Annotated in this window: 23 protein-coding genes and 1 riboswitch; of the genes, 14 read left to right on the top strand and 9 right to left on the bottom strand. The window is 71.1% G+C overall.

Going from position 1 to position 24,374, the window contains the following annotated elements; translation table 11 throughout:
* The first annotated feature begins 83 nt into the window (after positions 1-83).
* The 8 genes from hpnE (at position 84) to OO67_RS39070 (ending at position 8,987) form a co-directional block, all read left to right on the top strand.
* Entirely contained in the window at positions 84-1,472 is a 1,389-nt protein-coding gene (hpnE, locus tag OO67_RS21600; protein WP_033302698.1) for a hydroxysqualene dehydroxylase HpnE, read from the top strand.
* Positions 1,469-2,572, top strand: a complete 1,104-nt coding sequence (locus OO67_RS21595) for a polyprenyl synthetase family protein (RefSeq protein WP_051709636.1) — start codon at positions 1,469-1,471, stop codon at positions 2,570-2,572. Before hpnE ends, OO67_RS21595 begins: the two co-directional genes overlap by 4 nt.
* A 104-nt stretch (positions 2,573-2,676) precedes the next feature.
* Positions 2,677-4,689: a squalene--hopene cyclase gene (gene shc, locus OO67_RS21590; RefSeq protein WP_033302696.1), complete on the top strand. Its 2,013-nt coding sequence runs from the start codon at positions 2,677-2,679 to the stop codon at positions 4,687-4,689.
* 4 nt (positions 4,690-4,693) lie between these two features.
* Positions 4,694-5,353 (top strand): phosphorylase family protein, encoded by a 660-nt coding sequence (locus OO67_RS21585; protein ID WP_033302695.1) that lies wholly within the window; start codon positions 4,694-4,696, stop codon positions 5,351-5,353.
* 6 nt (positions 5,354-5,359) lie between these two features.
* Complete coding sequence (gene hpnH, locus OO67_RS21580; protein WP_033302694.1) at positions 5,360-6,379, top strand: adenosyl-hopene transferase HpnH; 1,020 nt, start codon at positions 5,360-5,362, stop codon at positions 6,377-6,379.
* A gap of 245 nt (positions 6,380-6,624) precedes the next feature.
* Complete coding sequence (locus OO67_RS21575; RefSeq protein ID WP_033302693.1) at positions 6,625-8,019, top strand: aspartate aminotransferase family protein; 1,395 nt, start codon at positions 6,625-6,627, stop codon at positions 8,017-8,019.
* Between the two features lie 58 nt (positions 8,020-8,077).
* Complete coding sequence (locus OO67_RS21570; RefSeq protein ID WP_033302692.1) at positions 8,078-8,695, top strand: helix-turn-helix domain-containing protein; 618 nt, start codon at positions 8,078-8,080, stop codon at positions 8,693-8,695.
* A 118-nt stretch (positions 8,696-8,813) separates the two neighbouring features.
* Positions 8,814-8,987, top strand: coding sequence for a DUF6126 family protein (locus OO67_RS39070; RefSeq protein WP_167748667.1), 174 nt, complete (start codon positions 8,814-8,816; stop codon positions 8,985-8,987).
* Positions 8,988-8,996: 9 nt separating this feature from the next.
* On the opposite strand, the gene OO67_RS21565 is transcribed toward OO67_RS39070, so the two are convergent.
* Complete coding sequence (locus tag OO67_RS21565; RefSeq protein WP_033302691.1) at positions 8,997-9,821, bottom strand: tyrosine-protein phosphatase; 825 nt, start codon at positions 9,819-9,821, stop codon at positions 8,997-8,999.
* Between the two features lie 411 nt (positions 9,822-10,232).
* Positions 10,233-10,393, top strand: a riboswitch (cyclic di-AMP (ydaO/yuaA leader).
* A 3-nt stretch (positions 10,394-10,396) separates the two neighbouring features.
* On the opposite strand from OO67_RS21565, the gene OO67_RS21560 reads away from it, so the two are divergent.
* Both OO67_RS21560 and OO67_RS21555 read left to right on the top strand, forming a co-directional pair.
* Positions 10,397-11,344, top strand: coding sequence for a M23 family metallopeptidase (locus tag OO67_RS21560; protein WP_033302690.1), 948 nt, complete (start codon positions 10,397-10,399; stop codon positions 11,342-11,344).
* Between the two features lie 163 nt (positions 11,345-11,507).
* Positions 11,508-12,335: an SGNH/GDSL hydrolase family protein gene (locus tag OO67_RS21555; protein WP_033302689.1), complete on the top strand. Its 828-nt coding sequence runs from the start codon at positions 11,508-11,510 to the stop codon at positions 12,333-12,335.
* A gap of 18 nt (positions 12,336-12,353) precedes the next feature.
* Here OO67_RS21555 and OO67_RS21550 read toward each other — a convergent pair whose 3' ends face one another.
* The 6 genes from OO67_RS21550 to OO67_RS21525 are packed head-to-tail and all read right to left on the bottom strand — an operon-like array spanning position 12,354 to position 18,618.
* The gene (locus OO67_RS21550; protein WP_208861063.1) at positions 12,354-13,271 is read right to left on the bottom strand and encodes an STM4011 family radical SAM protein; all 918 of its coding nucleotides are present in this window, start codon (positions 13,269-13,271) and stop codon (positions 12,354-12,356) included.
* Positions 13,272-13,285: 14 nt separating this feature from the next.
* On the bottom strand, positions 13,286-14,644 hold the full coding sequence (locus OO67_RS21545; RefSeq protein ID WP_033302687.1) for an STM4012 family radical SAM protein: 1,359 nt from the start codon (positions 14,642-14,644) through the stop codon (positions 13,286-13,288).
* A complete protein-coding gene (locus OO67_RS21540; protein WP_208861062.1) occupies positions 14,641-15,453 on the bottom strand; it encodes an STM4013/SEN3800 family hydrolase in 813 nt (270 codons plus the stop codon). Before OO67_RS21540 ends, OO67_RS21545 begins: the two co-directional genes overlap by 4 nt.
* Before the next feature lie 37 nt (positions 15,454-15,490).
* Positions 15,491-16,699, bottom strand: coding sequence for an STM4014 family protein (locus tag OO67_RS21535; RefSeq protein WP_244300283.1), 1,209 nt, complete (start codon positions 16,697-16,699; stop codon positions 15,491-15,493).
* Entirely contained in the window at positions 16,680-17,651 is a 972-nt protein-coding gene (locus OO67_RS21530; RefSeq protein WP_033302685.1) for an STM4015 family protein, read from the bottom strand. The genes OO67_RS21535 and OO67_RS21530 overlap by 20 nt, the downstream gene beginning before the upstream one ends.
* Positions 17,652-17,658: 7 nt before the next feature.
* Complete coding sequence (locus OO67_RS21525) at positions 17,659-18,618, bottom strand: STM4015 family protein (protein ID WP_033302684.1); 960 nt, start codon at positions 18,616-18,618, stop codon at positions 17,659-17,661.
* A 261-nt stretch (positions 18,619-18,879) separates the two neighbouring features.
* On the opposite strand from OO67_RS21525, the gene OO67_RS21520 reads away from it, so the two are divergent.
* Together OO67_RS21520 and OO67_RS21515 are read left to right on the top strand one after the other, a co-directional pair.
* Positions 18,880-19,206, top strand: a complete 327-nt coding sequence (locus tag OO67_RS21520) for a hypothetical protein (protein WP_033302683.1) — start codon at positions 18,880-18,882, stop codon at positions 19,204-19,206.
* 113 nt (positions 19,207-19,319) lie between these two features.
* Positions 19,320-20,321: a DUF6745 domain-containing protein gene (locus tag OO67_RS21515; RefSeq protein WP_033302682.1), complete on the top strand. Its 1,002-nt coding sequence runs from the start codon at positions 19,320-19,322 to the stop codon at positions 20,319-20,321.
* Between the two features lie 69 nt (positions 20,322-20,390).
* Here the strand turns inward: OO67_RS21515 and OO67_RS21510 are convergent, their stop codons facing one another.
* Both OO67_RS21510 and OO67_RS21505 read right to left on the bottom strand, forming a co-directional pair.
* Positions 20,391-21,002: a TetR/AcrR family transcriptional regulator gene (locus OO67_RS21510; RefSeq protein WP_244300282.1), complete on the bottom strand. Its 612-nt coding sequence runs from the start codon at positions 21,000-21,002 to the stop codon at positions 20,391-20,393.
* Positions 21,003-21,219: 217 nt separating this feature from the next.
* The gene (locus OO67_RS21505) at positions 21,220-22,419 is read right to left on the bottom strand and encodes a Glu/Leu/Phe/Val dehydrogenase dimerization domain-containing protein (protein WP_033302680.1); all 1,200 of its coding nucleotides are present in this window, start codon (positions 22,417-22,419) and stop codon (positions 21,220-21,222) included.
* Between the two features lie 153 nt (positions 22,420-22,572).
* On the opposite strand from OO67_RS21505, the gene OO67_RS21500 reads away from it, so the two are divergent.
* Both OO67_RS21500 and OO67_RS21495 read left to right on the top strand, forming a co-directional pair.
* The gene (locus OO67_RS21500; RefSeq protein WP_033302679.1) at positions 22,573-23,013 is read left to right on the top strand and encodes a PPOX class F420-dependent oxidoreductase; all 441 of its coding nucleotides are present in this window, start codon (positions 22,573-22,575) and stop codon (positions 23,011-23,013) included.
* 120 nt (positions 23,014-23,133) lie between these two features.
* Positions 23,134-24,330 carry an MBL fold metallo-hydrolase gene (locus OO67_RS21495; RefSeq protein WP_033302678.1) on the top strand — a complete coding sequence of 399 codons (1,197 nt, stop codon included), beginning with the start codon at positions 23,134-23,136 and terminating at the stop codon, positions 24,328-24,330.
* Positions 24,331-24,374: the final 44 nt, after the last annotated feature.

Raw genomic sequence — 24,374 nt, 5'->3', positions numbered from 1 at the left:
ACCTCCCGGGACCTCCGTGCGTCCCTGTCTGCGACGGCGCGGCGTACACCGCTGACCGCGGCGGCACGGCGAAGGGAGCAGGCATGACCGGCCGGAGCCCTCGGTCCTCCCACGCGGTGGTCGTCGGCGGCGGGCTCGCAGGCGTCACCGCCGCGCTGCGTCTCGCCGACGCGGGGCTCGGCGTGACCCTGCTCGAAGGCCGCCCCCGGCTCGGCGGGCTCGCCTTCTCCTTCCGGCGCGGCGACCTGTCGGTCGACAACGGCCAGCACGTCTACCTGCGCTGCTGTACGGCCTACCGCTGGTTCCTCGACCGGATCGAAGGGACCCACCTCGCCCCGCTGCAGGACCGTCTCGACGTGCCCGTACTCGACGTGGGCCGGTCCGCCGGGCCGAGGCTCGGACGGCTGCGCCGCACCGGGCTGCCCGTGCCGCTGCACCTCGCGGGTGGGCTCGCCGCCTACCCGCACCTGTCACTCGCCGAGAAGGCGGGCGTCGCCCGTGCCGCACTGGCGCTGGGCCGTCTCGACCCCGCCGACCCCGCGCTCGACGGCATCGACTTCGCCACCTGGCTCCGCCGCCAGGGGCAGTCGCACCGCACCATCGAGGCGCTCTGGGACCTCGTGGGCGTCGCCACGCTCAACGCCACCGCTGAGAACGCCTCCATGGCGCTCGCCGCCAAGGTCTTCAAGACGGGTCTCCTCTCCGAACCCGGGGCCGCCGACATCGGCTGGGCCGCCGTGCCGCTCGGGGACCTCCACGACACCCTCGCCCGCAAGGCGCTCGAATCGGCGGGCGTGGCGATCCACCTGCGCACCCGGGTGGGGTCCCTCACCCGCGCCGAGGACGGGCGGTGGGCCGTCGGGACCGACGGCGAAAGCTTCGACGCGGACACCGTCGTCCTGGCCGTGCCGCAGGGGGAGACCCACCGTCTGCTGCCCGAGGGAGCCCTCGACGACCCCGGGCGGCTGCTCGACCTCACCGACGCACCGATCCTGAACGTGCACGTCGTCTACGACCGCAAGGTGTTGCGCAGGCCGTTCTTCGCCGCGCTCGGGTCACCCGTGCAATGGGTCTTCGACCGCACCGCGTCCTCCGGTCTCCAGGGCGGCGGCCAGTACCTCGCGGTGTCCCAGTCCGCGGCGCAGGACGAGATCGACCTGCCCGTCGCGGAACTGCGCACCCGTTACCTGCCCGAGCTGGAGCGGCTTCTCCCGGCGGCGGAAGGAGCCGGGATCCGCGACTTCTTCGTCACCCGGGAACGCACCGCGACCTTCGCACCCACACCGGGGGTGGGACGTCTGAGGCCGGGCACCCACACCCGCGCCGCCGGGCTGCACCTGGCGGGAGCCTGGACCGCCACCGGCTGGCCCGCCACGATGGAGGGTGCCGTCCGCAGTGGCCGCACCGCCGCGGACGCCGCGCTCCAGGCCCTCGGCCGGCCACACGAACATCCGCTGCAGGAGGCGGCATGAGCAGTACCACCGGAACAAGAGGAGAGTCTGTGACCCCGGCGAATCCGGCTTACGACACCGTGGCGGACACCACGGACGTCACCGCGCTTCTGGAGCGCGGAAGGGCCCTGTCAGCGCCGGTGCTGCGAGCTGCCGTGGACCGGCTGGCGCCGCCCATGGACACCGTCGCGGCTTACCACTTCGGCTGGATCGATGCCCAGGGACAACCGGCCGACGGCGACGGAGGCAAGGCCGTGCGTCCCGCGCTGGCCCTTCTGTCCGCGGAGGCGGCGGGCGCCCCGGCGGAGGCCGGGATCCCCGGAGCCGTGGCGGTCGAACTCGTGCACAACTTCTCGCTGCTGCACGACGACCTGATGGACGGCGACGAGCAGCGCCGCCACCGCGACACGGTCTGGAAGGTGCACGGCCCCGCCCAGGCGATCCTCGTCGGCGACGCGCTCTTCGCCCTGGCCAACGAGATCCTGCTGGAGCTCGGCACCGTCGAGGCCGGGCGTGCCGCCCGCCGGCTGACGACGGCCAGCCGCAAGCTGATCGACGGACAGGCCCAGGACATCTCCTACGAGCACCGCGAGCGGGTCACCGTCGAGGAGTGCCTGGAGATGGAGGGCAACAAGACGGGCGCCCTGCTCGCCTGCGCCGTCTCCATCGGCGCCGTGCTCGGCGGAGCCGACGACCGTACCGCCGACGTCCTCGAGGCGTACGGCTACCACCTCGGCCTCGCCTTCCAGGCGGTCGACGACCTGCTCGGGATCTGGGGCGACCCGGAGTCCACGGGCAAGCAGACCTGGAGCGATCTGCGCCAGCGCAAGAAGTCCCTGCCCGTCGTCGCGGCGCTCGCCGCGGGCGGACCCGCCTCCGAGCGCCTGGGCGAACTGCTCGCCGCCGACGCCAAGAGCAGCGACTTCGACAGCTTCTCCGAAGAGGAGTTCGCCGCTCGTGCGGCACTCATCGAGGAGGCGGGCGGCCGCGAGTGGACCGCCCAGGAGGCCCGCCGTCAGCACGCGGTAGCCATCGAGGCGCTGCACGGCGTCGACATGCCGGAACGAGTGCGGGCGCAGCTCACCGAGCTCGCCGACTTCGTGGTCGTACGAAAGAGATGATCACCATCCAGATATGACTCGCAGTCGCCGGCGGGCGCCCCACGGGGCGCCCGCCGACGGAGACCCCAGCACAGCAGAGGACCAAACTGCACGAAGGGGAAGCCATGACAGCGACGACCGACGGAAGCACCGGGGCAGCGAACCTCCGCGCAGCCACGGCAAGCGATCCGACCGAATCAACCATCGCCGCGGACGACTTGTTCGCCGTCGCGCGGCTGGCCGCGGAACGCTCGGTGGAGCACCTCCTCGGCAGGCAGGACGAGCAGGGCTGGTGGAAGGGAGACCTCGCCACCAACGTCACCATGGACGCGGAGGACCTGCTGCTCCGCCAGTTCCTCGGGATCCAGGACCCGGACACCGTCAAGGCGGCGGCCCGCTTCATCCGGGGCGAGCAGCTCGGCGACGGCACCTGGAACACCTTCTACGAGGGGCCGGCCGACCTCTCCGCCACCATCGAGGCGTACGTGGCCCTGCGGCTGGCCGGAGACCGGCCGGACGACCCCCACATGAGACGCGCCGCCGGCTGGGTCAGGGACCAGGGTGGCATCGCGGAGTCCCGGGTCTTCACCCGGATCTGGCTCGCGCTCTTCGGCTGGTGGAAGTGGGACGATCTTCCTGAGCTCCCGCCCGAGCTGATGTTCTTCCCGAAGTGGGTCCCGCTCAACATCTACGACTTCGGCTGCTGGGCCCGCCAGACCATCGTGCCGCTCACCATCGTGTCCGCGATGCGGCCCGTCCGCCCCGCCCCTTTCCCCCTGGACGAACTGCACACCGACCCGGCGTGCCCCCGTCCGTCCAAGCCCGCTGCTTTTGCGGCCAGTTGGGACGGCGTCTTCCAGCGGCTCGACAAGGCGCTGCACGTCTACCACAGGATCGCCCCGCGCCGGCTGCGGCGCATCGCCATGAACGCCGCCGCCCGCTGGATCATCGAACGTCAGGAGAACGACGGCTGCTGGGGCGGCATCCAGCCGCCCGCGGTGTACTCCGTCATCGCCCTGCACCTGCTCGGCTACGACCTGGACCACCCTGTCATGCGGGCGGGACTGGACTCGCTCGACCGGTTCACCGTGTGGCGTGAGGACGGGGCCCGCATGGTCGAGGCCTGCCAGTCCCCGGTCTGGGACACCTGCCTCGCCACCATCGCCCTGGCCGACGCGGGGGTGAGCCCCGACCATCCGGCGCTGGTCAGAGCGGCCGACTGGATGCTCGGCGAGGAGATCGTGCGGCCCGGCGACTGGTCCGTCCGCAAGCCCGGACTGGCCCCGGGCGGCTGGGCCTTCGAGTTCCACAACGACAACTACCCCGACATCGACGACACGGCAGAAGTCGTCCTGGCACTGCGCCGAGTGCGCCACCCCGACCCCGCGAGGGTCGAGGCGGCCATCGAACGCGGAGTGCGCTGGAACCTCGGCATGCAGTCACGCAACGGCGCCTGGGGGGCCTTCGACGCGGACAACACCAGCCCGTTCCCCAACCGGCTGCCGTTCTGCGACTTCGGTGAGGTCATCGACCCGCCGTCGGCCGACGTCACCGGACACGTGGTGGAGATGCTCGCCGTCGAGGGGCGGGCGAACCATCCCCGTACCCGGCGGGGCATCGAGTGGCTGCTCGCGGAACAGGAGCCGAACGGGGCGTGGTTCGGCCGGTGGGGCGTCAACTACATCTACGGCACGGGCTCCGTGGTGCCCGCTCTCGTCGCGGCCGGGCTGCCGGCCGCGCACCCGTCGGTGCGAAGGGCCGTCGACTGGCTGAAGTCCGTCCAGAACGACGACGGTGGCTGGGGCGAGGACCTGCGTTCCTACCGTGAGGAGAAGTGGATCGGCCACGGCAGTTCGACCGCCTCCCAGACCGCGTGGGCGCTGCTCGCCCTCCTGTCCGCGGGAGAGCGGGAGAGCAGGTCCGTGGAGCGGGGGGTCGCCTGGCTGGCGGAGACCCAGCAGGCCGACGGCTCCTGGGACGAGCCGCACTTCACCGGGACCGGCTTCCCGTGGGACTTCTCCATCAACTACCACCTCTACCGGCAGGTCTTCCCACTCACCGCACTCGGCCGGTACGTGTACGGCGACCCCTTCGCCACCGCCACCGGCATCGGCGCGGGCACAGGCAAGGGGGCCTGAACCGATGGGTGGTGCACAGGAGCCGCCCGGTCCCACCACACCACTGCTGATCGCCTGCGCTCTCGGCATCGAGCGTTTCGCCCTGCGTACCGGCAGGAGGAGCGGCGTGCCGGGCCCCGGCCCCGTGAGCATCATCAGGTCCGGGATGGGTCCCCGGGCCGCGGAGAGCGCCGTCCGGCACGCGCTGGGACTGGACGGAGCCGGAGGCACCGCGGTCATCGCCTCCGGATTCTGCGCCGGTCTGGAACCCGGCATGCACCCCGGGGACCTCGTGGTGGCCGAGGAGACCCGGGACACCGGTGGCACCACGGCCTGCACGGGCACCGGCCTGCTGGTCGACGCACTGGTCAGGGCGGTGCCCGGACGCACGGTCCACACCGGCCCGCTGAACGGCTCCGGACATGTCGTCCGGGGCCCGGAGCGGGCCGGGCTCCTGGCCACCGGCGCCATCGCGGTGGACATGGAATCCGCCGCCACCCTTCGCACAGCGGTACGGACGGGGCCACGCCCGGTTGCGGCCGTACGGGTGGTCGTGGACGCTCCAGAGCATGAGCTCGTCCGTATCGGCACGGTCCGCGGTGGAATATCGGCATTCCGTGTTCTCCGTGCTGTCCTTCCGGCTTTCCATGAATGGCACCGATCTTTGCTGCTCCCCAGGAGGTGAGCCCAGATGGCCATGCCGCTCCGTCAGTCCATCAAGGTTGCGACGTATCTCTTCGAACAGAAGCTCCGCAGGCGTGAGAAGTTCCCGCTGATCGTCGAGCTGGAGCCCTTGTTCGCCTGCAACCTGGCGTGCGAGGGCTGCGGGAAGATCCAGCACCCGGCCGGCGTGCTCAAGCAGCGCATGCCGGTGGCGCAGGCGGTCGGGGCGGTCCTGGAATCAGGTGCCCCGATGGTCTCCATCGCCGGTGGAGAGCCGCTCATGCACCCGCAGATCGACGAGATCGTGCGCCAGCTGGTGGCGAAGAAGAAGTATGTCTTCCTCTGCACCAACGCCATGCTGATGCGCAAGAAGCTCGACAAGTTCACCCCGTCGCCCTACTTCGCCTTCGCCGTGCACATCGACGGTCTGCGCGAGCGGCACGACGAGTCGGTCGCCAAGGAAGGCGTCTTCGACGAGGCGGTGGAGGCGATGAAGGAGGCCAAGCGGCGCGGCTTCCGGGTCACGACCAACTCCACCTTCTTCAACACCGACACCCCCCAGACCGTCATCGAGGTCCTCAACTACCTCAACGACGAACTGAAGGTCGACGAGATGATGATCTCGCCCGCCTACGCCTACGAGAAGGCACCCGACCAGGAACACTTCCTGGGCGTCGAGCAGACCCGCGAACTCTTCAAGAAGTCCTTCGCGGGCGGCAACCGCGGCCGCTGGAGGCTCAACCACTCCCCGCTCTTCCTGGACTTCCTGGAGGGCAAGGCCGATTTCCCGTGCACGGCCTGGGCGATCCCGAACTACTCGCTCTTCGGCTGGCAGCGGCCCTGCTACCTCATGAGCGACGGGTACGTCCCCACCTACAGGGAGCTCATCGAGGACACCGACTGGGACAAGTACGGCCGGGGCAAGGACCCGCGCTGCGCCAACTGCATGGCGCACTGCGGCTACGAGCCCACCGCCGTGCTCGCCACCATGGGATCGCTGAAGGAGTCCCTGCGAGCGGCCCGGGAGACCGTCGGCGGGAGCCGGTGACGTCCTGACGACGGGCGAGCCGGCCGCACCGGGACTCCCGGGCTGCCGGCCGCCCCTCGCGGAACGCGGCGCGTCGTGGCGGCGGGCGGGCACACCGGTGCCGGTGCGGGCGACGACCGCGTGGCCGCACGGTGTATCCGGGCGGCGCGACGCGGCGCCCACGAGCGGCTGCCTGGTTCACCGCACCTGCCGGGCGCGGTGACGGCAGTGGGAGAGCGGAACATGCCGAAGAAGGGGAACGGGGCATGAAGGACGAACAGCCGGGCTTCGATCTGGCGCGGCTCCTCACGGAACGAGGCTCCGAACGCTACGAGCTGCACACCCGGCACCTCAACCACCAGCTGCCGCGGATGCTGCACACCCTCGGTTTCGACAAGGTCTACGAGCGGGCCGAGGGCGCGCACTTCTGGGACGCGGAGGGCAACGACTACCTCGACATGCTGGCCGGCTTCGGCGTGATGGGTCTCGGCAGGCACCATCCCGTCGTACGCAAGGCGCTCCACGACGTCCTGGACGCCTCGCTCGCCGACCTCACCCGCTTCGACTGCCAGCCGCTGCCCGGGCTGCTGGCCGAGAAGCTGCTGGCCCACAGCCCGCATCTGGACCGGGTGTTCTTCGGCAACAGCGGCACGGAGGCGGTCGAGACCGCACTCAAATTCGCCCGGTACGCGACCGGCAGGCCACGGATCCTCTACTGCGACCACGCCTTCCACGGACTGACGACCGGCTCGCTCTCCGTCAACGGCGAGAAGAGCTTCCGGGACGGGTTCGCGCCCCTGCTGCCCGACACGGCCATCGCGCTCGGCGACCTCGACGCGCTGCGACGTGAGCTGAAGCGCGGTGATGTGGCCGGACTGGTCGTGGAACCGGTCCAGGGCAAGGGCGTCCATGCCTCACCGCCCGGCTTCCTGCGCGAGGCGCAGGAACTGCTGCACCGGCACAAGGCCGTGCTCATCGCCGACGAGGTGCAGACAGGGCTCGGCAGGACCGGCGACTTCTACGCGTATCAGCACGAGGAGGGAGTCGAACCCGACCTGCTCTGTGTCGCCAAGGCGCTCTCCGGCGGGTACGTACCGGTGGGTGCGACGCTCGGCAAGGACTGGATCTTCAAGCGCGTCTACTCGTCCATGGACCGGGTCCTCGTCCATTCCGCGAGCTTCGGATCCAATGCCCAGGCCATGGCGGCCGGCCTCGCCGTCCTCGCCGTGATGGAGCAGGAGGAGACCGTGGCGAACGCCCGTCGCACCGGTGACCTGCTGCGTGAACGGCTTGCCGGGCTCGTCGGCCGCTACGAGCTGCTGCACGAGGTCCGCGGCCGCGGCCTGATGATCGGCATCGAGTTCGGCCGGCCGTCCTCCCTCAAGCTCCGCAGCCGGTGGACGATGCTCCAGGCGGCGCGCAGAGGTCTCTTCGCGCAGATGGTGGTGGTGCCGCTGCTGCAGAAGCACCGGATCCTCACCCAGGTCTCGGGTGACCACCTCGAGGTGATCAAGCTGATCCCGCCACTCGTCATCGGAGAGCCGGAGGTCGACCGCTTCGTGACCGCCTTCACCGCCGTCATGGACGACGCGCACAGTGGGGGCGGGCTGATGTGGGACTTCGGCCGGACACTGGTGAGACAGGCCGTCGCCGACCGCTGACTTTTGCCCCTGAGGCAAATTATTTGCCTCAGGGGAAAGATTATGGCCCAATGGCGGTATGAATCCTCCTGACGGAGGGGTGGCCGACGAGCTCCCTGGGATCGCACCGCGCCTGCGCGATCTGCGCCGCAGCCGCGGCTTCACCCTGGAGAGCGCAGCCGGCCGGGCCGGGCTCTCCCCGGCCCACCTCTCCAGGCTCGAGACAGGCCGGAGGCAGCCCTCGCTGCCGATGCTTCTCGGCCTCGCCCGTGTCTACGGTACGACTGTCTCCGAGCTCCTGGGCGAAATGCCGCCCGAGCGTGACGCGATCGTCCGGGGCGGCCCGCTCGAGGGCGCGCCCGGCGGTGGAGCGGGTGGCTGGCTCTACCGGCAGGCGGGCGGATCGGGCCGCGCCATGCAGGCGCTCAGGGTCCGCGTCCCGTACGGCACCGAGGGTGATCTCGTACGTGTCCACCCCGGGGAGGAGTGGCTGTACGTCCTCGACGGCCGGCTGCGGGTCGTGCTCGGGGAGACCGTGCACGACCTGGATCCGGGTGACAGCGCGCACTTCGACTCACTCACCCCGCACCGGATCGCGGCGCTCGACGTGGGTGGGGCGCGGCTGCTCTTCGTGCACACGCTGCTGCAGAGCCCGGCCGCCGAGCTGTGCCTGGGCAGCGGGGTCCACCGGCTCTGACCGCCGCCCGCCCCTCCCCGGCGTGCGCCCCCCTTGCGCGCACCCCCCGTCGCGGCGCACCCTCGTCGCCGCGCATCCTTCGTCACCCCGGCCCGAGCGGCCGGAAGAGAGGACCGCCATGTCCGATCCGGAGTACTACGACCCACTCACCCCGCGCAGGCCGAAGAGTGCGGACACACAGGAGCGGCGGATGCCCCGCGGCGTCGTGATCCGGCTCTTCGCCTACCTGGTGGCCGGCCACGTCATCGCGGCCTTCCTCTTCCTTCTCTTCACCGTGGCCGGGAAGGGCTGATCCCCGCCGTCACGCGTCCTCGACGAGGCGCTCACGCAGCTTCTCGCGAGTTTCGTGGCTGATCTTCAGCCCTTCGAGGAGGTAGCGGTCCGTGCTGCCCCAGATCTCCTCGATGGTGGCGAACGCCGCGTCGAGGTATTCGGCGTGCGCGCCGAAGAGCGGGTTGAGCAGCTCCATCACCTCGTCGGACATTCCCGTCGGCGAGGTGTCGCTGCGCCGCACCCTGTAGCGCCGGTGCGCGTCGTTCGACTTGAGGTAGTCGGCCTCGATGGCCTCCTTCTCGACGCCGACCGCGAGCAACGACACGGCGATCGACAGGCCGGCCCGGTCCTTGCCCGCCGCACAGTGCATCAGCGCCGGCACGCTGTCCTCCGCCAGCGCGTGCAGTACGCGGCTGTGTTCGGCTGTGCGGTCCCTGATGATCGAGCGGTAGGAGGCGATCATCCGCTCCGTTCCCTTGCCGTCGGCCAGGATCGAGCGCAGCTGCTGGATGTTCCCGTCGCGCACCAGCCGCCAGAACTCCGCACCGTCGGCCGGGTCGGAGAGGGGAATGCTGACATTCCGGACGCCGGGCAGTTCGACGTCGAGGCCGTCGAGCTTGTGGTCGGCCGCGTTGCGGAAGTCGAAGATCGTGTGCAGGCCGAGCCCGGCGAGGAAGGCGGCGTCCTCCTCGGTGGCGTGTGCGAGGTGGCCGCTGCGGTAGAGGCGCCCGTACCGCACGGCGCGGCCGTCCACGGTGGGAAGCCCGCCGACGTCGCGGAAGTTGCGGACCCCGGTCAGATCGACGTCCGTCGGCTCGGGGCCGGCGGGCGGGACCTCTGGCAGCTGCGTCACAAGGGCTCCTGGAGTGTCGGGCGCCGGCGCCGCTCGCCGACGGGGCACGCCCGCGACGATACGACATGGATGCATCGGGCAGCAGTCTCGGTCGCTCCGGCGTCGACGCCGAGGAGGCGGTGACCGTGACGTGTCCGTATTGGTGTATTTAGTGGAACATGCCCTACTTGTGCGGGAGATGGGGTGGAGCGGGTGAGCGGGATCATATCCGTGACGGTGCGTGGTGAAGGGGCCGACGGGTATTCCTGACGCCGCGCGGAAAGCGAAGATCCGTAATCCACGGAGTGTGACGGGAATTCCGCGCCGGAAATGAAGCACGGATTCCGGTGCGTAATCCGCGGCTTGTCCGGGGTGTCCCGGCTCGCTTACGGTCACGGTCAATCCGGACGGAACGCCTAATCCTGCCGCCGCCCGGAATCCGCACCGACTCACGTGTGGCAGGAGCGGGGGAACCAGGTAAGCCGCCGGCCGGAGGGATCCGGCACGGCTAGGGGTCAAGACGCGCACCGCGCGGCCGGGCATCTCCAGCCCGAACCCGACAGCTCACCTCGCAGGCGCCGGAGAGGAAATTCCCCATGCCCGCAAAAGGCAAGCACCGTCGTACGAAGACCGGCCAGATCTCCCGGGGCGTCCTCGCCGCGGGGACCGGCGGCGCCGTTCTCGCCCTTCCGCTGATCGGCGCCACCGGCGCCCACGCCGCCGAGCAGGCCGCACCGGCGGCCAAGTCCGCCGCCGCGCACAGCGCCCCCGCCTCGGTGGCCAAGAGCTCCCCGAAGACCTACTCCGTGGTCTCCGGCGACTACCTGGCGAAGATCGCGGCCGACCAGAAGATCAAGGGTGGCTGGCAGAAGCTGTACCAGGACAACCGTGACGTCGTCGGCGAGAACCCTGGCCTGATCTTCCCGGGCATGAAGCTGACCCTCGGCGCCAAGGCGTCCGGCTCCGCCGAGAAGCCCGCCGCGGCCGCCCCCTCGGCGGCGAAGAAGGCCGCTCCGGTGGAGAAGGCCGCTCCGGTGGAGAAGGCCGCTCCGGCGGAGAAGCCCGCCGCCCCGGCCGCCCCGGCGGAGAAGAAGGCCGCGTCGACCACCGGCTCCGGCGCGTCGGAGAGCAGCAGCTCCGGCTACGCGTCCCCGGTCGAGAACGCCAACGTCACCACCCAGTACCGCGCCTCCGGGGCCAGCTGGTCCAGCGGCTACCACACCGGGTCCGACTTCCAGGCGGCCTCCGGCACCAGCGTCCGCTCCATCGGCCCGGGCACCGTGGTCTCCGCGGGCTGGAGCGGCTCGTACGGGAACGAGGTCGTCATCCAGCACACCGACGGCATGTACTCCCAGTACGCGCACCTGACGTCGCTCGAGGTCTCGGCCGGTCAGACCGTGACCGGCGGCCAGCAGATCGGCCTGTCCGGCTCCACCGGCAACTCCACCGGCCCGCACCTCCACTTCGAGGTCCGTACCGGCCCGAGCTACGGCTCGGACGTCGACCCGATCGCCTACCTGCGTTCGCACGGCGTCTCGATCTGAGGCCCACCACCTGAGGGTGAACAAGAGGGGCGGTGCGCGGCGGCGCACCGCCCCTCTTCTTATTCCTGCTTTACCAAAAACTGACCGGGTGGTCTTTCTCACCACCCGTCAACCCCTTATTACGGTCGCGTAGGTCACATTCGAAGGTGCAGGATAAGCCCTTGTGGCAGACGATTCGAGAAAAAATCAACGAGGCATCATCGGGTCGTACACGGCGATCGGCGACAGCTTCACCGAAGGGGTCGGAGACCCCGGCCCGGGCGGCACGCTCATCGGCTGGGCGGACCGGTTGGCGGTCCTCCTCGCGGACCGGCTCCCCGTCCCGGACGCGGTGGTCGGCCCCCCGGACGACACACAGGGGAACTTCCGGTATGCCAATCTCGCCGTGCGCGGACGTCTCCTCGACCAGATAGTCGAGGAACAGGTACCCCGCGCCAAGGAGCTGGCACCTGATCTGGTGAGCTTCTGCGCGGGCGGCAACGACATCCTCCGTCCCGGTTCGGACCCGGACGCCGTGGCGGAACGCTTCGAACGCGCCGTCGCCGATCTGACGCAGGCGGTCGGCACCGTCATGGTCACCACCGGCTTCGACACCCGTACGATGCCCGTACTCAGACACCTGCGGGGCAAGATCGCCATGTACACCGCGCATGTCCGGTCCATCGCCGACCGCTACGACTGCCCGGTGCTGGACCTGTGGTCCCTGCGGTCCGTGCAGGACAGGCGGGCCTGGGACAGCGACCGGCTGCACCTCTCGCCGGAGGGTCACACCCGGGTCGCGTTGCGCGCCGCCCAGGTCCTCGGTCTCGATGTGCCTGCCGACCCCGACCAGGTATGGCCCCCGCAGGCGCAGCGCGGGACGCTCGAGGTGCGGCGCGACGACATCCAGTGGGCGCGTGAGTACCTCGTCCCCTGGATCGGCCGCCGGCTGCGGGGGGAGTCCTCCGGGGACCACGTCGCGGCCAAGCGCCCCGACCTGCTGCCGCTCTGACCGCCTGCCGGCGCGTCGTCAGCGGATGACGAGGGGGAGCAGAGGCCTCGCAGAGGTGGGGGGCGCGAGCCCGTCCGGGGCGGGTAGCCGCATCGGACGGGCGGGTATCCGCTCCAGCACGCCGCCCGCGAAGACGTCGTACAGAGGCAGCGTCTCCAGGTGCACGTAGCCGATGTGGCAGTCGCACACATCGAGCGGGCAGCCGCGCGGGCCGAGCGAGTTCCGGTAGCTCCCGTCGTAGAGATTGCCCAGCTCCGCACGGACGAAGTGACAGCGGCGCACCGTCCCGTCACCGTCCACCGAGATGACCGACTCGCCGGTCCGGCAGGGCAGCCCGGCCGTGCGGTGCGGGTGCCTGCTGTAGGGGAACAGCGGGTCGAGGGCCGTCCATCGGCCCGCCTGCTCGTCGGTGTAGGTGTGGCCCTCGGCGGCGTTGACCCAGAGATACACCTCGGGCGGCAGCGCGGAGCGCAGGCGGCGGGCCTCCTCCAGGTGCTCGTCGAGACCGACGACCCCCACGCTGTAGCGCACCCCGAGCGCCGTCAGCTCCCGGCACCGGCCCAGGAACCGCTCGTACGGTGTCTGGCCCGGGTGGTACGTGCACCACAGGGCGACCTTGTCGCGCTCCGCCTCGGCCAGCCAGGCCGTACGGCCGCTGAGATTCGTCTGGATCGCGACCCGGCCGATGTGCTCGAGCCGTGACAGCTCGACGAGAGCCTTCCGGTACCAGGACCGCACCAGCCCCTCGCCCCACGGGGTGAACAGCACCGACAAGCTGTCGCCGGTCTGCGCGGCTGCCCACCCGGTGAACCGCTCCAGGGCCGCCCGGTCGGACCTGAGCTGCGCCCCGCTGTCCCGTCGCTTGGCGAACGGGCAGTAGGGGCAGTCGTAGTCGCAGGAGGCCAGCGGGCCCCGGTAAAGGATCGTCAGGTCCATGCTCATCGGTCGGCTCACTTCGCCTCGTACGCGGCCATCGCGGCCCGCACGGCCGGGGAGAACAGCTCCGGGCCCAGGGCGTCGGAGTGTGCCAGGCCTTCGGGGGAGAGCCGCAGCAAGGACGGGCCCTCCGTACCGTCCAGCCAGCCGCGCGCGGTGAAGAGGGCCAGCTCGGCAGGGAAGTCCTCGTACGGATCCGTGCCGAAGCGCTCGCGGTACTCGACGGGCCGCATGCCCTCGGCCTGGAGCAGCGACTGGAGGAGGTGGCGCCGGCGCGCCTCGCCGTCGTCGACGTAACGCCCGACCTCCGCGCGGGAGAAGTCGGCGGTCGTGGTGAAGCCGTCGATGATGCCCCGGATCTCCCGCATCTCCACCGCGTAGTCGAAGGAGTAGTGCAGGGAGGAGGTGTAGGAGCGTGCCCCGCAGCCGAGTCCGATCATGCCGTCGGTCTGGCAGGCGTAGTCGTCGGGACCCGCGTGCGGGGCGTCCGCGCGGCGGAACATCCGCATGGACACCTGCTCGTACCCATGGGACAGCAGATGGTCGCGCCCCACGCGGTACAGCCGCAGCCGCTGCTCGTCCCAGGCGGTGTCCGCCGTCTCCGTGCCGGTGCCCAGCCGGCCGAGACCGGTCAGTGGGCGCACGTACAGCGGGTAGAGATACAGCTCCTCCGGGCGCCAGGCCAGGGCGGCGTCCAGCGAGGTCCGCCAGGAGGACTCGGTCTGCCCTTCGATTCCGTAGATCAGGTCGATGTTGAGGACCGGGACGCGGGCGTCGCGGATCCGGCCGAGTGCCGCCTCCACCTCGGAGCGGCGCTGCGGGCGGACCGCGGCCCTGGCCTCCGCGTCGACGAAGCTCTGCACACCGATGCTGATCCGGGTGGCGCCCCGGTCGGCCAGCACGGCCAGCCGGTCCGCCGTTGCCGTCGCCGGCGAGGTCTCGACGGACAGAGGGATCGCTCCCAGGTCGGCGCCCATACGCTTCTCGGCGATGTCGCAGAGGCGTTCCAGCTCGCCGGCGGTGAGGAAGGTGGGGGTGCCGCCACCGAACGCGGCGGCGGCGAAGCGCACCGGCTCGTCGTCGCCGAGCGCGTCACGGACGGCGGTGGCCTGCCGGTCGAGCGCGTCGAGATAGCGCGTCGTCAGCTCGTCGGGAGCCCCGAGGCGGGTGAAGAGATTGCAGAAGCCGCAACGGACCTCGCAGAAGGGTATGTGGAGGTAGAGCGAGAGCGCGTCCTTGCGCTCCGCCGCCCAGAGATCGCTCAGCAGGGGACGTCCGGCCGGGTGGCCGGCGAGCGGCCGGTAGGCGGTCTTGTGCGGGTAGGCGTAGACGTAGCTGAGGTACGGGCGGGTGCTCTGCGTGGTGCCGGTCATCGGGTCGCCCCAGGTTCGAGGAAGAAATGGGCATAGGGCACGGTCCACACGGCTTCGTGACCGATCCGGTGGCCGGTGTAGCCGTCGTCGCCGTACGCCGTGCCGTGATCGGAGCAGACGATGGCGAAACACCTGCGGCGGCTGCTCGCCGCCGCGAAGAGGCGTCCGATGTGCCGGTCCACGTACTCCAGGGCCGCGGCGTGGGTGGCCTTGGAATCACCGGCGTCGGCGGTGGCGCCGGGCAGGTGGAACCAGTTGGGCTGGTGCAGTGCCGACACGTTGACGAAGAGGAACAGCCGCTGTTCCTGCGGAAGTTCCGCCACGACCCGCTCCGCACGCGAGACCTGTGCCTCGAAGGACGTCGGAGAGGCGACACCGAACTCCGGCTCCCAGTGGCTCTCCTGGAACATGCCGGGCAGCACCGAGCCGAGCGGTGGCCGGCCGTTGAAGAAACCCACGCCGCCGACGCACACCGTGCGATAACCCACGGCGGCGAGGCCGGATAGGAGGTCGGGCGTCTCGTGGACGAAGGTGCCGCTCGCCGTCGACTCACTGCCCGCGAAGCGTGCGGCGAACAGTCTCGGGTGAGGGCCCGGTGCGGCCGGAGTCGGCAGGAAGCCGGCGAAGATCGCCTGGTGGGAGGCGTACGTGAAGCTCCCCGGTGCGTGTCTCCTCTCCCATACGCCGCCGGGCAGATGCCGGACGAGATTCGGGATGCGCCCGGCCGCGGCCAGCTCCTCTGCCACGTCGAAGCGAAGGGTGTCGAGGGTGACGAGCAGGAGGTCGTGGCTGCCCACGACCGCGTTCATGTCGGGTTCCGGGGCGTGTCCGTCCCGTGAGGGGAGATCAGGAGGCATCGATGACATGGTCGTTCCTTGTCCGCTCGTCACTCGTCGGGCCGGCAGCGCGCCGGGGCCCGAATCGGCCGCCCCCGCGCGGTGCGCCCGCCAGTACGGCTGCGACCTGCGCGCCGTAGGTGTCCAAGGCCTCCGCACCGCTGCCCGGCAAGCCGGTCAGACGTGGCAGGAGGTCCCCGAAGGCGTTCACCTCGCCGACGGCGAAGCGCCGCCAGCCCGTCGCGGGCAGAAGATCGACACCCACGCAGAGCGTGCCGGGGAAGCAGCTCGCCGCGCGCTCGCACACGGCCAGTGCCGCACTCCAACTGCCGCCCGCCGCCTCGACGGCGGCCCGCACCTCGTCCAGATCACCGCGCGCGCCGCCCAGGTGCAGATTGGTCATCGGGGACCGGCTGGTCCGTACGACGGCATGGGTCGCCCGCCCGGCCACCACCACGACCCGGAGGTCGGCGACGCGCCCCCGCTGGGACGCCTTGGGCAGCCAGCGCTCGATGTGCAGCCCGTCCGGTGCCAGGGCGTCGACGAGCGTCGCCACCTCCCGCTCCGTCGTGCAGTGCCGTACGCGCAGCGAGTTGAACAGCCTGCCTTGCTCGTCCCGCTCGACGGAGGTGGCCGCCCGTATCCTGCCCGGGCCGGCCGTTTCCAGGGCCATCACCCCCGAGGCGGAGGAGCCGTGCGCGGGCTTCACGAACACCCTCGGCATGCGGTGGTCCGACATCAGCCGACGGACATCCCCCCATCCCCGCACGGGGTACGTGTCGGGGCCCGAGGTGGGGGAGTCCGGCACCGGTACCCCGGCAGAGTCCAGGACGCCGTGGCAGAGCCGCTTGTCGAACAGCACGGCGATGTCCTGCGGGTCGTCCAGCAGCACCGCACCCGCCGCTGCGGCCGCCCGCGCCACGTCCCGCACGGCCGAGGTGAAGCGCGCGTACCAGCGGGCCGAACCCTCGACCCTGGACGGGTCGTCACCTCCGCGCAGCAGCCGGTCCACCTCGTCGTCCTCACCGGGCGAGTCGATGCGCACGGTCTCCCCGGGGAGGAAGACCGCCTCTCCCCTCAGCACTTCCCTCCAGGAGACGGTGCGCGCGGCGGGCAGTCCCGCGGCGCGCACGGCGTCCTGGAAGAGGCCGACCCTGCGGTTGGCGGGGATGCCGACGACCGCGAGGCGCGGCGGTCCGCTACTCGCTGACGGCGACATAGCGGGCCTCGTCGTCCTCGGGGTCCCAGTCGCGCGCCTCTTCGAGATCGACCCGGACGCCTGCCCGGGTGCACAGTTCCTCGATGCGGGACACGAACGGGTCCGAGAGGTAGTGATGGTGCAGATCCAGCGTGGACAGGTGGGTGAGCGGCTGGCCGTCGAGAAGAGCCTGCGCTCCCGCGTCGCCGAGAGTGCCCATCGCGAGGGAGAGCGACTCCAGCCGGGCGACCACCGGGGCCGAGGCGACAGCGGCGGCGATCTCGTCCTGGATCTCGCTGTTCTGGAGCCCGAGATGGCGCAGGCGCGGGAAGGTGGCGCCGGACAGCACGGGTGCCAGATCCGCGACCGTGGTGTCACCGCCGTACCACTCCGAGCCGAACCAGAACTCCAGGTGCTCGAGAGCGGGCAGTTCGGACGCGCCGACCGCACGGACGACATGTCCCGGCAGACCGCCCGACTCGAAGCGGAGTGTCTTCAGGGCGCCGTGCCGGAACGGAAGCAGCCGGAGACTCTCATCCCCGGGCACCGCGTCACCGCAGCCACGCACGCTCAGCTCCTCCAGAAGGGGAAGTGCTTCCACCACGGGAGTGATGTCGCACATCTCCAGCCAGGACAGCTCACACTCCTCACCCTCCACATCGGCGAGGAACAGTGCGCGCAGTCCAGGGAAACGGTGCGCGTCGGAGACGACAGTGGCGACGACCGGTGCGAAGGGTGTGTAGTCCTCCTCCCACCAGGGTCCGATCAGCAGCGCGCGGACCTGAGTGGTGTCGACCACGGCGAGGAAGTGCTGCCAGACCTCTTCGAACGGCAGCTCGTCCGCGAGGCAGTCCAGGCGCCAAGCCACGGAGCCTGCGGCGGGCAGTTCCCCTGCCGTCCCCGAGGGGCCGGGCAGGGGAAGGGTGAGGACCGGCAGGCCGTGAAAGACGTCGGGGTGTGTGATGTCGGTCATCGCGCCCTCACTCCGCGACCGCGGTGTAGCGGCCTTCGGCGCCGAGGCCGTCCCATGGTTCGCAGCGCCCTGACAGATCGACGGACACCCCGTGAGGCTCCAGGGCTTCCGAGATCCGGCGTTCCATGGGCTCGGTGAGGAAGTGGTGGTGGAGATCGAGCGAGGTGAGATGGGTGAGAGGCTGGCCCTCGAGCAGCGCGGCGGCGCCCTCGTCGCCCAGCGTGCCGTTCGACAGATCGAGCGTCCGGAGCTGTGCGACGACCGGCGCCGAACCGATCGCGGCGGCGATCTCGTTCTGCAACTCGCTGTTGCACAGGCCCAGGTGCCGCAGTCGGGGGAAGCGGGTACCGGAGAGCAGTGGCGCAAGATCCGGGACCACCGCATCGCCCCCGTAGGCGGAGACACCGAGCCAGAGCTCCAGCCGCTCCAGCGCCGGCAGCTCGCTGTCCAGTATTCCGCGCAGCGCCGCAGCCGGGAGCCCGCCGCTCTCGACGACGATCCCCTGCAGGGACTCGTGCTTGACGGGCGGGAACTCCAGGTCCGTGCCGCCGCGCACGCCGAGGTGGGTCAGTTCCGGGAACGCGGTGAGCAGAACGGTGACGTCCGACTGCTCGATCCACGAGATCTCGGCCTCCTCCATCACCAGGTCCCCGACGAAGACCGCCCTGAGCGAGGTCAGCCGGTCGGCCGCGGCGACGACGAGGCCGATGGGACAGGCTGAAGTCTCCTCGTAGGCCTCGCCCCACTGCCCGATGATGAGGGCTTCGACACCCGACGGATCGACGGCTTCCAGGAAGGCGTCGAACTCCTCCGCCCAGGTGCCTTCCCCGTCGTCGGGGTCGTACGGGTTGACGCTGATGCGCCAGGCCGCGGCATCGGCCGCTGGACGGGCCGTCCCGTCGGTCTCGCGCCGGAAATCGACGGCCGGGAGGCCGAGCAACTCGTGCAGGCGGTCCGCGTCGGACATGGCACTGAGCTCCTGATACTGGGGACGACTGATGTCCGCAAGGTTTATCAAGCGTCACTGACAACGGCGCGAGCGGGGCCGGGGGTTGCCGGCCCGCTTCGGGCGGCCGGGGCGCGGACTCTGCCTCCTGCACGCAGGGCGCGCTGCCTCCCACCGGCGGAGCGTGCGGAACGGGCTCGGCCGGCCGTCGATGTCAGACCCCCCTCGTAGCGTTTCACCTGTGGCCGGCGCAGGTGGTGCCGGCCCGGAGGGGAGAGGCCTGTGTACCGGCAGGGCGACGTACTGATCATGGCGCTGGGGGAGTCGGAGGTGCCCGCGCACTTCCTCGACGCACCGGGCGAACCGCGCGACGGGCGGGGAAGGCTGGTCCTGGCGCTGGGGGAGGTCACCGGACACGCGCACGCCGTGCAGGGGCCGGGCCGGCTGCACCGGGAGGCGGGGCCGTTCGGGCCGATGCTGCTTCAGCTCCCCGAGGGCGGACGCGTGGTCCACGAGGAGCACGCGGCGATAGCGCTGCCGAAGGGCTGGTTCCGCGTCGTGCGTCAGCGCGAGTACGCGCCGGGCGCGGTCCGGATCGTCGCGGACTGACCCTTGCGCGGTGGTGCGGGACGCACGCTGTGCGCACCGCGGTGGTGCGGGACGTGCCGTGACGTGCGGTGATGTGCGGTCAGGGAAACAGGAACAGGGGACGGGGAATACCGATGCAGTACGTGAACGCGTGGCGGGCCGTGGCGGCGGCCACGGGCAGGGCCGACCGGGGTGCGGCCGAGGACGGGGTGCGGCTCGCCTACCGGAGTGCGGGGCTCGAGGAGCCCGAGCGCATCATCTGGGCGGACTCGCCCCGGGCGGCCGTCGAGGTGGTGGAGAAGCTGTCCGGCGCGGGACGCCCGGTGCGCGAAGAAGTCCGCACCCGTCCCTGGGCGGAGGAGCGGCGCCGGATGTACGACGAGCTGGGCCCTGCCGGCTGGTCCGCCCTGTGGTCCGCCACCGGGGCCCAGCTGTGGGAGACCACGGCCGCACTGGCCGAGCGGATACGGACGGGAGTCGTCGCCGAGCTCGCGACACGGCCCGACGACGAGTCCGGCATCCGCCTCCTGCTGCTCGACGCGGTCCTCGGTCAGCACGACGCGGCCTGGCTCGCGGCCTTCGACGGCCGGGGCGACAGGCTGACCGGACTGGCGGAGGTCGCCAGGAACGCCGGTTGGTGGTGGCCCTACGAGCACGCCGTGGTGATCAGCGAGCGGCCCGATGTGCTCCACCGCGACGAGGCGGGACGGCTCGACCGGGGAGACGGACCGGCTCTCGCCTACGCGGACGGCTTCGCCCTGTACGCCTGGCGCGGGATGACCGTGCCGGCCGAGTTCCTGGACGGGCTGGCGAGCCTGACTCCGGACCGGATACGCGCCGAGGAGAACGCGGAGCTGCGCCGTGTGATGCTCGAGTACTACGGCTACGACCGCTACCTCGCGGAGTCGGGCGCGGAGCCGGTGCACCGGGACGAGACCGGCATACTCTGGCGCATCGCCATGGACGGTGACGAGGACGTCGTGATGGTGGAAGTCGTCAACTCCACCCCCGAGCCCGACGGCACCCACCGCACCTACTGGCTGCGCGTGCCGCCCAGGACCCGGACCGCCAAGGAGGGCGTCGCCTGGACCTTCGGGCTCGAGGGAGAGGCATACGCGCCGGTGCGCCAGACCTGACCGGATGCGTGCCGGCCTCGGCCGGCCGGTGCCGGGCCGGCACCCTCGGCCGGTCCGCGCCCGGCGGCTTCAGGCGGTCAGAACCGCGTGATCGATGCCGAGTTCGCGGGCGAGCGCCTCTTCGGTCCACTGCAGCATGGTGGCGCGGGAGAGCGGGCCCGCGTACGACGTCATCTGCACCGCCAGTCCGTCCAGGAGGGCTGTCAGCCGCCAGGCCACGGACATCGGATCCTCGCAGTGGAACTCACCCGCCGCCGCACCCTCCTCGATGACCTCGGCCAGCTCCGCCTTCCACTGCTGGTCGAGGTCTCCGGCCACGTCGCGCAGTACGGGATCCCGCAGGGAGGCCGCCCAGCCCTCGATCCACAGCCGCCACCCCTTGGCCTGCCCGGTCGGCGCGTACCAGCGAACGGCCGCCCGGAGCCGTCGGACCGCGCTGGTGCGGCGGGTCAGCAGCTTGCGCAGATGGGCGAGATCGGCCTCCGCGGCGTAGGCGAAGGCGGCGGCCACCAGTTTCTCCTTGGACGAGAAGTGGTAGAGCACCAGGGCATTGCTCACTCCGAGGACAGCGGCCACATCGGCGATCCTGACCGAGGAGACGCCCCGCACCTCGATCTGCTCGACGGCAGCGCGCAAGAGCTCCTCACGACGCTCCGCCACGCTCAGCCGCACTCTCGCCACGCGGCTACCTTAACCAACGCCCTGGTCCGGGCTGCCGCCCCGGTCCCCGGCGCCCTGGGCCGGGTCCGCAAGGACTGCCCGGCCCGCGAGGCCCGGTACTTCCCCGAGCTCCCGGCCCCGCTCGAGCAGGGGAGACCCCGACCGGCTCCCTCCTCCGCCTTGCGATGCACGGCACCGGACCCCGCTCCCTGATCCAGCCTGATCCGAACGAAAGACCCTAGCGGTACCAGCCGAACCGCTCCGCCATCACCGGCAGGCGGTCCGCGACGAGCGCGTGTGCGGCTGCCCGCGGCGTGCAGCCGTCCGCGGCCGCCCGTTCCAGGACGCGCTCGACGAGGGCCCGCATCGAGCGGCGGGTGTGCCCGAACGCCTCCTCCGCACCGGGGCCGATGTCCCCGAACAACGTCCACCACCACCAGGCGTTCGTACCGGAGTTGACGACCACATCGGGCAGCACCGTGATCCCGCGCTCGGTCAGCAGGGATTCCGCCTCCGGAAGCACCGGCATGTTCGCCGCCTCGACCACCCAGCGGGCCCTGACCGAGGCCTGGTTCTCGGCATCCACGGCATAGGACACGGCGGCCGGGACCAACACCTCCACATCGGCCGCCAGCCAGGCGTCGGCCGGCAGTTCCTGGTCCCCGTCCCGCAGCGCCCCGCGGTCCACCGTCCCGTGTGCGTCCCGTGCCGCCAGCAGGGCCTCGACATCCAGACCGGCCGGATTGGCGATGGTGCCCTTGAGATCGGCGACCGCGACGACGGTCAGCCCGGCCCGCGAGAGAAAGCGTGCTGTCGCCCCGCCCATGGTGCCGAGTCCCTGGAGGGAAACCCGGGCGGCGCTGTGCGCCACACCCGCCCGGTCCAGCGCGGTGAGAGCGGACTCCGCGACCCCGCACCCGCCGACCAGGGCGTCCAGCCCGATCCCGTCCACCGTGACGGCGAAGGCGTCCGCCAGCCGCCGCCGCGCCGCCGCCTCGTCGTCCAGGAGGGGATGGACCGCCTGGACCGTGGAGACGAGCCCGGCCTCCGCCGCCGCCCGGTCGACGAGGTCCTGGCTGAGCCCGAGATCCTCGCCGGTCGTCCAGGCATTCTCGATGTACGGGCGCATCGCCCGCAGGAAGCGGACGAGCACCCCGTAGGCGGCAGGGTCCCGCGGGTCGCAGTCGATACCTCCTTTGGCACCGCCCAGAGGGATGTACCGCGCCCGTGTGTCATCGGCATCGAAGTGAAGGGCCTCCTTCATGGTCATGCCCCGCGCGAGACCCGCCACCTCCGCGAGTGTGCAGCCCTTCCGCATCCGCAGGCCTCCGCTCGACACACCGCGCACCAGCCGGTCGACGACGAGGTATCCCTCGGTGCCGGTCACATGGTCCGTCCAGGTCAGGGAGATCAGTGGGGCGGGAGAAGGGGACGGCATGGGGCGGCTCCTGGAACCCGGTGTCGGCGTACTGAACAGCGAGTCAGTATCGGCAGGCGGAGCGCGGCTGTCAACGCGGGCCGGGACTCCGGGTGTGACGTTGTCGTACCCAGGACGCGGAATCCTGCGGGGTGCACGGACGTTGGAGTCGGCATGACGGACTTCGAACCCGGGCGCGAGGCGCTGCTCCGACTCTTCGGGGAGCACGACGGCGGGGTGCTCGTCACTCTCAAGCGTGACGGCAGGCCCCAGCTGTCCAACGTGAACCACGCCTACTACCCCGAAGAAGGGGTGATCCGTGTGTCCATCACGGAGGACCGGGCCAAGACCCGCAACCTCCGGCGTGACCCGCGGGCGAGCTACCACGTGACCGGCGAAGACCGGCGGGCCTGGACCGTCGCCGATGTCACGGCCGAGCTGACCCCGCCTGCCGCTGATCCCCACGACGCGACCGTGGAGCAGCTGGTCACCCTCTACCGTGACGTCCGGGGAGAGCATCCCGACTGGGACGACTACCGGCGGGTGATGGTCCAGGACCGCAGAGTCGCCCTGACCCTGCGGATCGAGCATGTCTACGGCCGCCCTCGTGCCTGACGCGACCCCCCTTACGGCACGGCTCCGGAATGCGCTCGACGGGCCTCCCTCCCCTGCCGAGCTCTCGCTCCGCCGCACCTCCCGACCATAATGAGACGACCGACTCCCTCAGGAGATGCTGTGACCGGCGCCGACCATCAGCCATCGCTCCGTACCCGACTCCGCTCGCTCCGTCCCGACGCCTTCGGCGCGGACCCGGCCGGGGCGCGGATGGAGCGGATCCGCCGTTCGCCCAACTTCGCCGACGGAGTGTTCCAGAATCCGGAAGGAGCCCGGACCCGCCCGTCCGGCTCCATGATCGAATTCGCCAAGGTGTACTTCCGCAAGGAGGAACGGGCCCGCAGATCCCCGCTCGGTACCGTGCCCGTCCATGCCACGACCCTTGCCGATCTGGCCGCGCCCCCGGCGACGGGCCTGCGGGTGACCTGGCTGGGCCACTCCAGTGTGCTCGTCGAGATCGATGGCCGACGGGTGCTGTTCGACCCGGTATGGGGCGAGCGATGCTCGCCGTTCGCGTTCGCCGGGCCCAAGCGGCTGCACCCTGTCCCGCTGCCGCTCGCCTCGCTCGGGTCCGTCGACGCCGTCGTGATCTCCCACGACCATTACGACCACCTCGACCTGCCCACGATCAGGGCCCTGGCCGGGACGGACACGGTCTTCGCGGTGCCGCTCGGTGTCGGCGCCCACCTGGAGCGGTGGGGTGTGGCGCTGGACCGCATCCACGAGCTCGACTGGAACGAGACGGCGCAGATCGCGGGCATCAGCCTGACCGCCACTCCCGCGCGGCATTTCTGCGGGCGTGGGCTGCGCAATCAGCAGCACACGCTCTGGGCGTCGTGGGTCGTCGCGGGCCCGGAGCACCGGGTCTACCACAGCGGGGACACCGGCTATTTCTCCGGCTTCCAGGCCATCGGGGCCGAGCACGGCCCCTTCGACGTGACAATGATCCAGGTCGGTGCCTATTCGGAGTACTGGCCGGACATCCACATGACACCGGCGGAGGGCATGCGGGCGCACCTGGACCTCCAGGGCGGAAGGGCGCACGGCACGCTGCTGCCCATCCACTGGGGCACGTTCAACCTGGCCCCGCATCCGTGGTCGGAGCCCGGGGAGTGGATGAAGGACGCCGCCGACGAGGCAGGGCAGGCGGTGGCGTTCCCCCGGCCGGGTGAGCCGTTCGAACCGTCTGGTGAGCTTCCCTCGGATCCCTGGTGGCGTGCGGTGTCGGCGCCCGTCGCGCATCCGTGGCGTCGCCCGGGGGCAGCGGGTGCGGCACCGGTGCACCGGGAGCAAGTCGATCTTGCGGGCGAGCGGTGACGGAAGGCGGGGAGCGGGGGACACCTCGAGCAGCTCGCCCGGAT

Origin of the sequence: Streptomyces atroolivaceus (assembly GCF_000717025.1) — a bacterium.
Taxonomy (GTDB): Bacteria; Actinomycetota; Actinomycetes; order Streptomycetales; family Streptomycetaceae; genus Streptomyces; species Streptomyces atroolivaceus.
The sequence above is the reverse complement of the archived record's forward strand: the minus strand, read 5'-3'. Positions and strand labels throughout refer to the sequence as shown.

What these genes read in the sequence shown, in the direction of transcription:
- OO67_RS21595 (WP_051709636.1), top strand. Translation starts at nt 1,469, where the DNA reads ATGAGCAGTACCACCGGAACAAGAGGAGAGTCTGTGACCCCGGCGAAT.
- OO67_RS21525 (WP_033302684.1), bottom strand. Translation starts at nt 18,618, where the DNA reads ATGTCCGACGCGGACCGCCTGCACGAGTTGCTCGGCCTCCCGGCCGTC.
- OO67_RS21545 (WP_033302687.1), bottom strand. Translation starts at nt 14,644, where the DNA reads ATGACCGGCACCACGCAGAGCACCCGCCCGTACCTCAGCTACGTCTAC.
- OO67_RS21560 (WP_033302690.1), top strand. Translation starts at nt 10,397, where the DNA reads ATGCCCGCAAAAGGCAAGCACCGTCGTACGAAGACCGGCCAGATCTCC.
- OO67_RS21500 (WP_033302679.1), top strand. Translation starts at nt 22,573, where the DNA reads ATGACGGACTTCGAACCCGGGCGCGAGGCGCTGCTCCGACTCTTCGGG.
- OO67_RS21570 (WP_033302692.1), top strand. Translation starts at nt 8,078, where the DNA reads ATGAATCCTCCTGACGGAGGGGTGGCCGACGAGCTCCCTGGGATCGCA.
- OO67_RS21530 (WP_033302685.1), bottom strand. Translation starts at nt 17,651, where the DNA reads ATGACCGACATCACACACCCCGACGTCTTTCACGGCCTGCCGGTCCTC.
- hpnH (WP_033302694.1), top strand. Translation starts at nt 5,360, where the DNA reads ATGGCCATGCCGCTCCGTCAGTCCATCAAGGTTGCGACGTATCTCTTC.
- OO67_RS21575 (WP_033302693.1), top strand. Translation starts at nt 6,625, where the DNA reads ATGAAGGACGAACAGCCGGGCTTCGATCTGGCGCGGCTCCTCACGGAA.
- shc (WP_033302696.1), top strand. Translation starts at nt 2,677, where the DNA reads ATGACAGCGACGACCGACGGAAGCACCGGGGCAGCGAACCTCCGCGCA.
- OO67_RS21505 (WP_033302680.1), bottom strand. Translation starts at nt 22,419, where the DNA reads ATGCCGTCCCCTTCTCCCGCCCCACTGATCTCCCTGACCTGGACGGAC.
- hpnE (WP_033302698.1), top strand. Translation starts at nt 84, where the DNA reads ATGACCGGCCGGAGCCCTCGGTCCTCCCACGCGGTGGTCGTCGGCGGC.
- OO67_RS39070 (WP_167748667.1), top strand. Translation starts at nt 8,814, where the DNA reads ATGTCCGATCCGGAGTACTACGACCCACTCACCCCGCGCAGGCCGAAG.
- OO67_RS21540 (WP_208861062.1), bottom strand. Translation starts at nt 15,453, where the DNA reads ATGAACGCGGTCGTGGGCAGCCACGACCTCCTGCTCGTCACCCTCGAC.
- OO67_RS21535 (WP_244300283.1), bottom strand. Translation starts at nt 16,699, where the DNA reads ATGTCGCCGTCAGCGAGTAGCGGACCGCCGCGCCTCGCGGTCGTCGGC.
- OO67_RS21515 (WP_033302682.1), top strand. Translation starts at nt 19,320, where the DNA reads ATGCAGTACGTGAACGCGTGGCGGGCCGTGGCGGCGGCCACGGGCAGG.
- OO67_RS21585 (WP_033302695.1), top strand. Translation starts at nt 4,694, where the DNA reads ATGGGTGGTGCACAGGAGCCGCCCGGTCCCACCACACCACTGCTGATC.
- OO67_RS21550 (WP_208861063.1), bottom strand. Translation starts at nt 13,271, where the DNA reads ATGGACCTGACGATCCTTTACCGGGGCCCGCTGGCCTCCTGCGACTAC.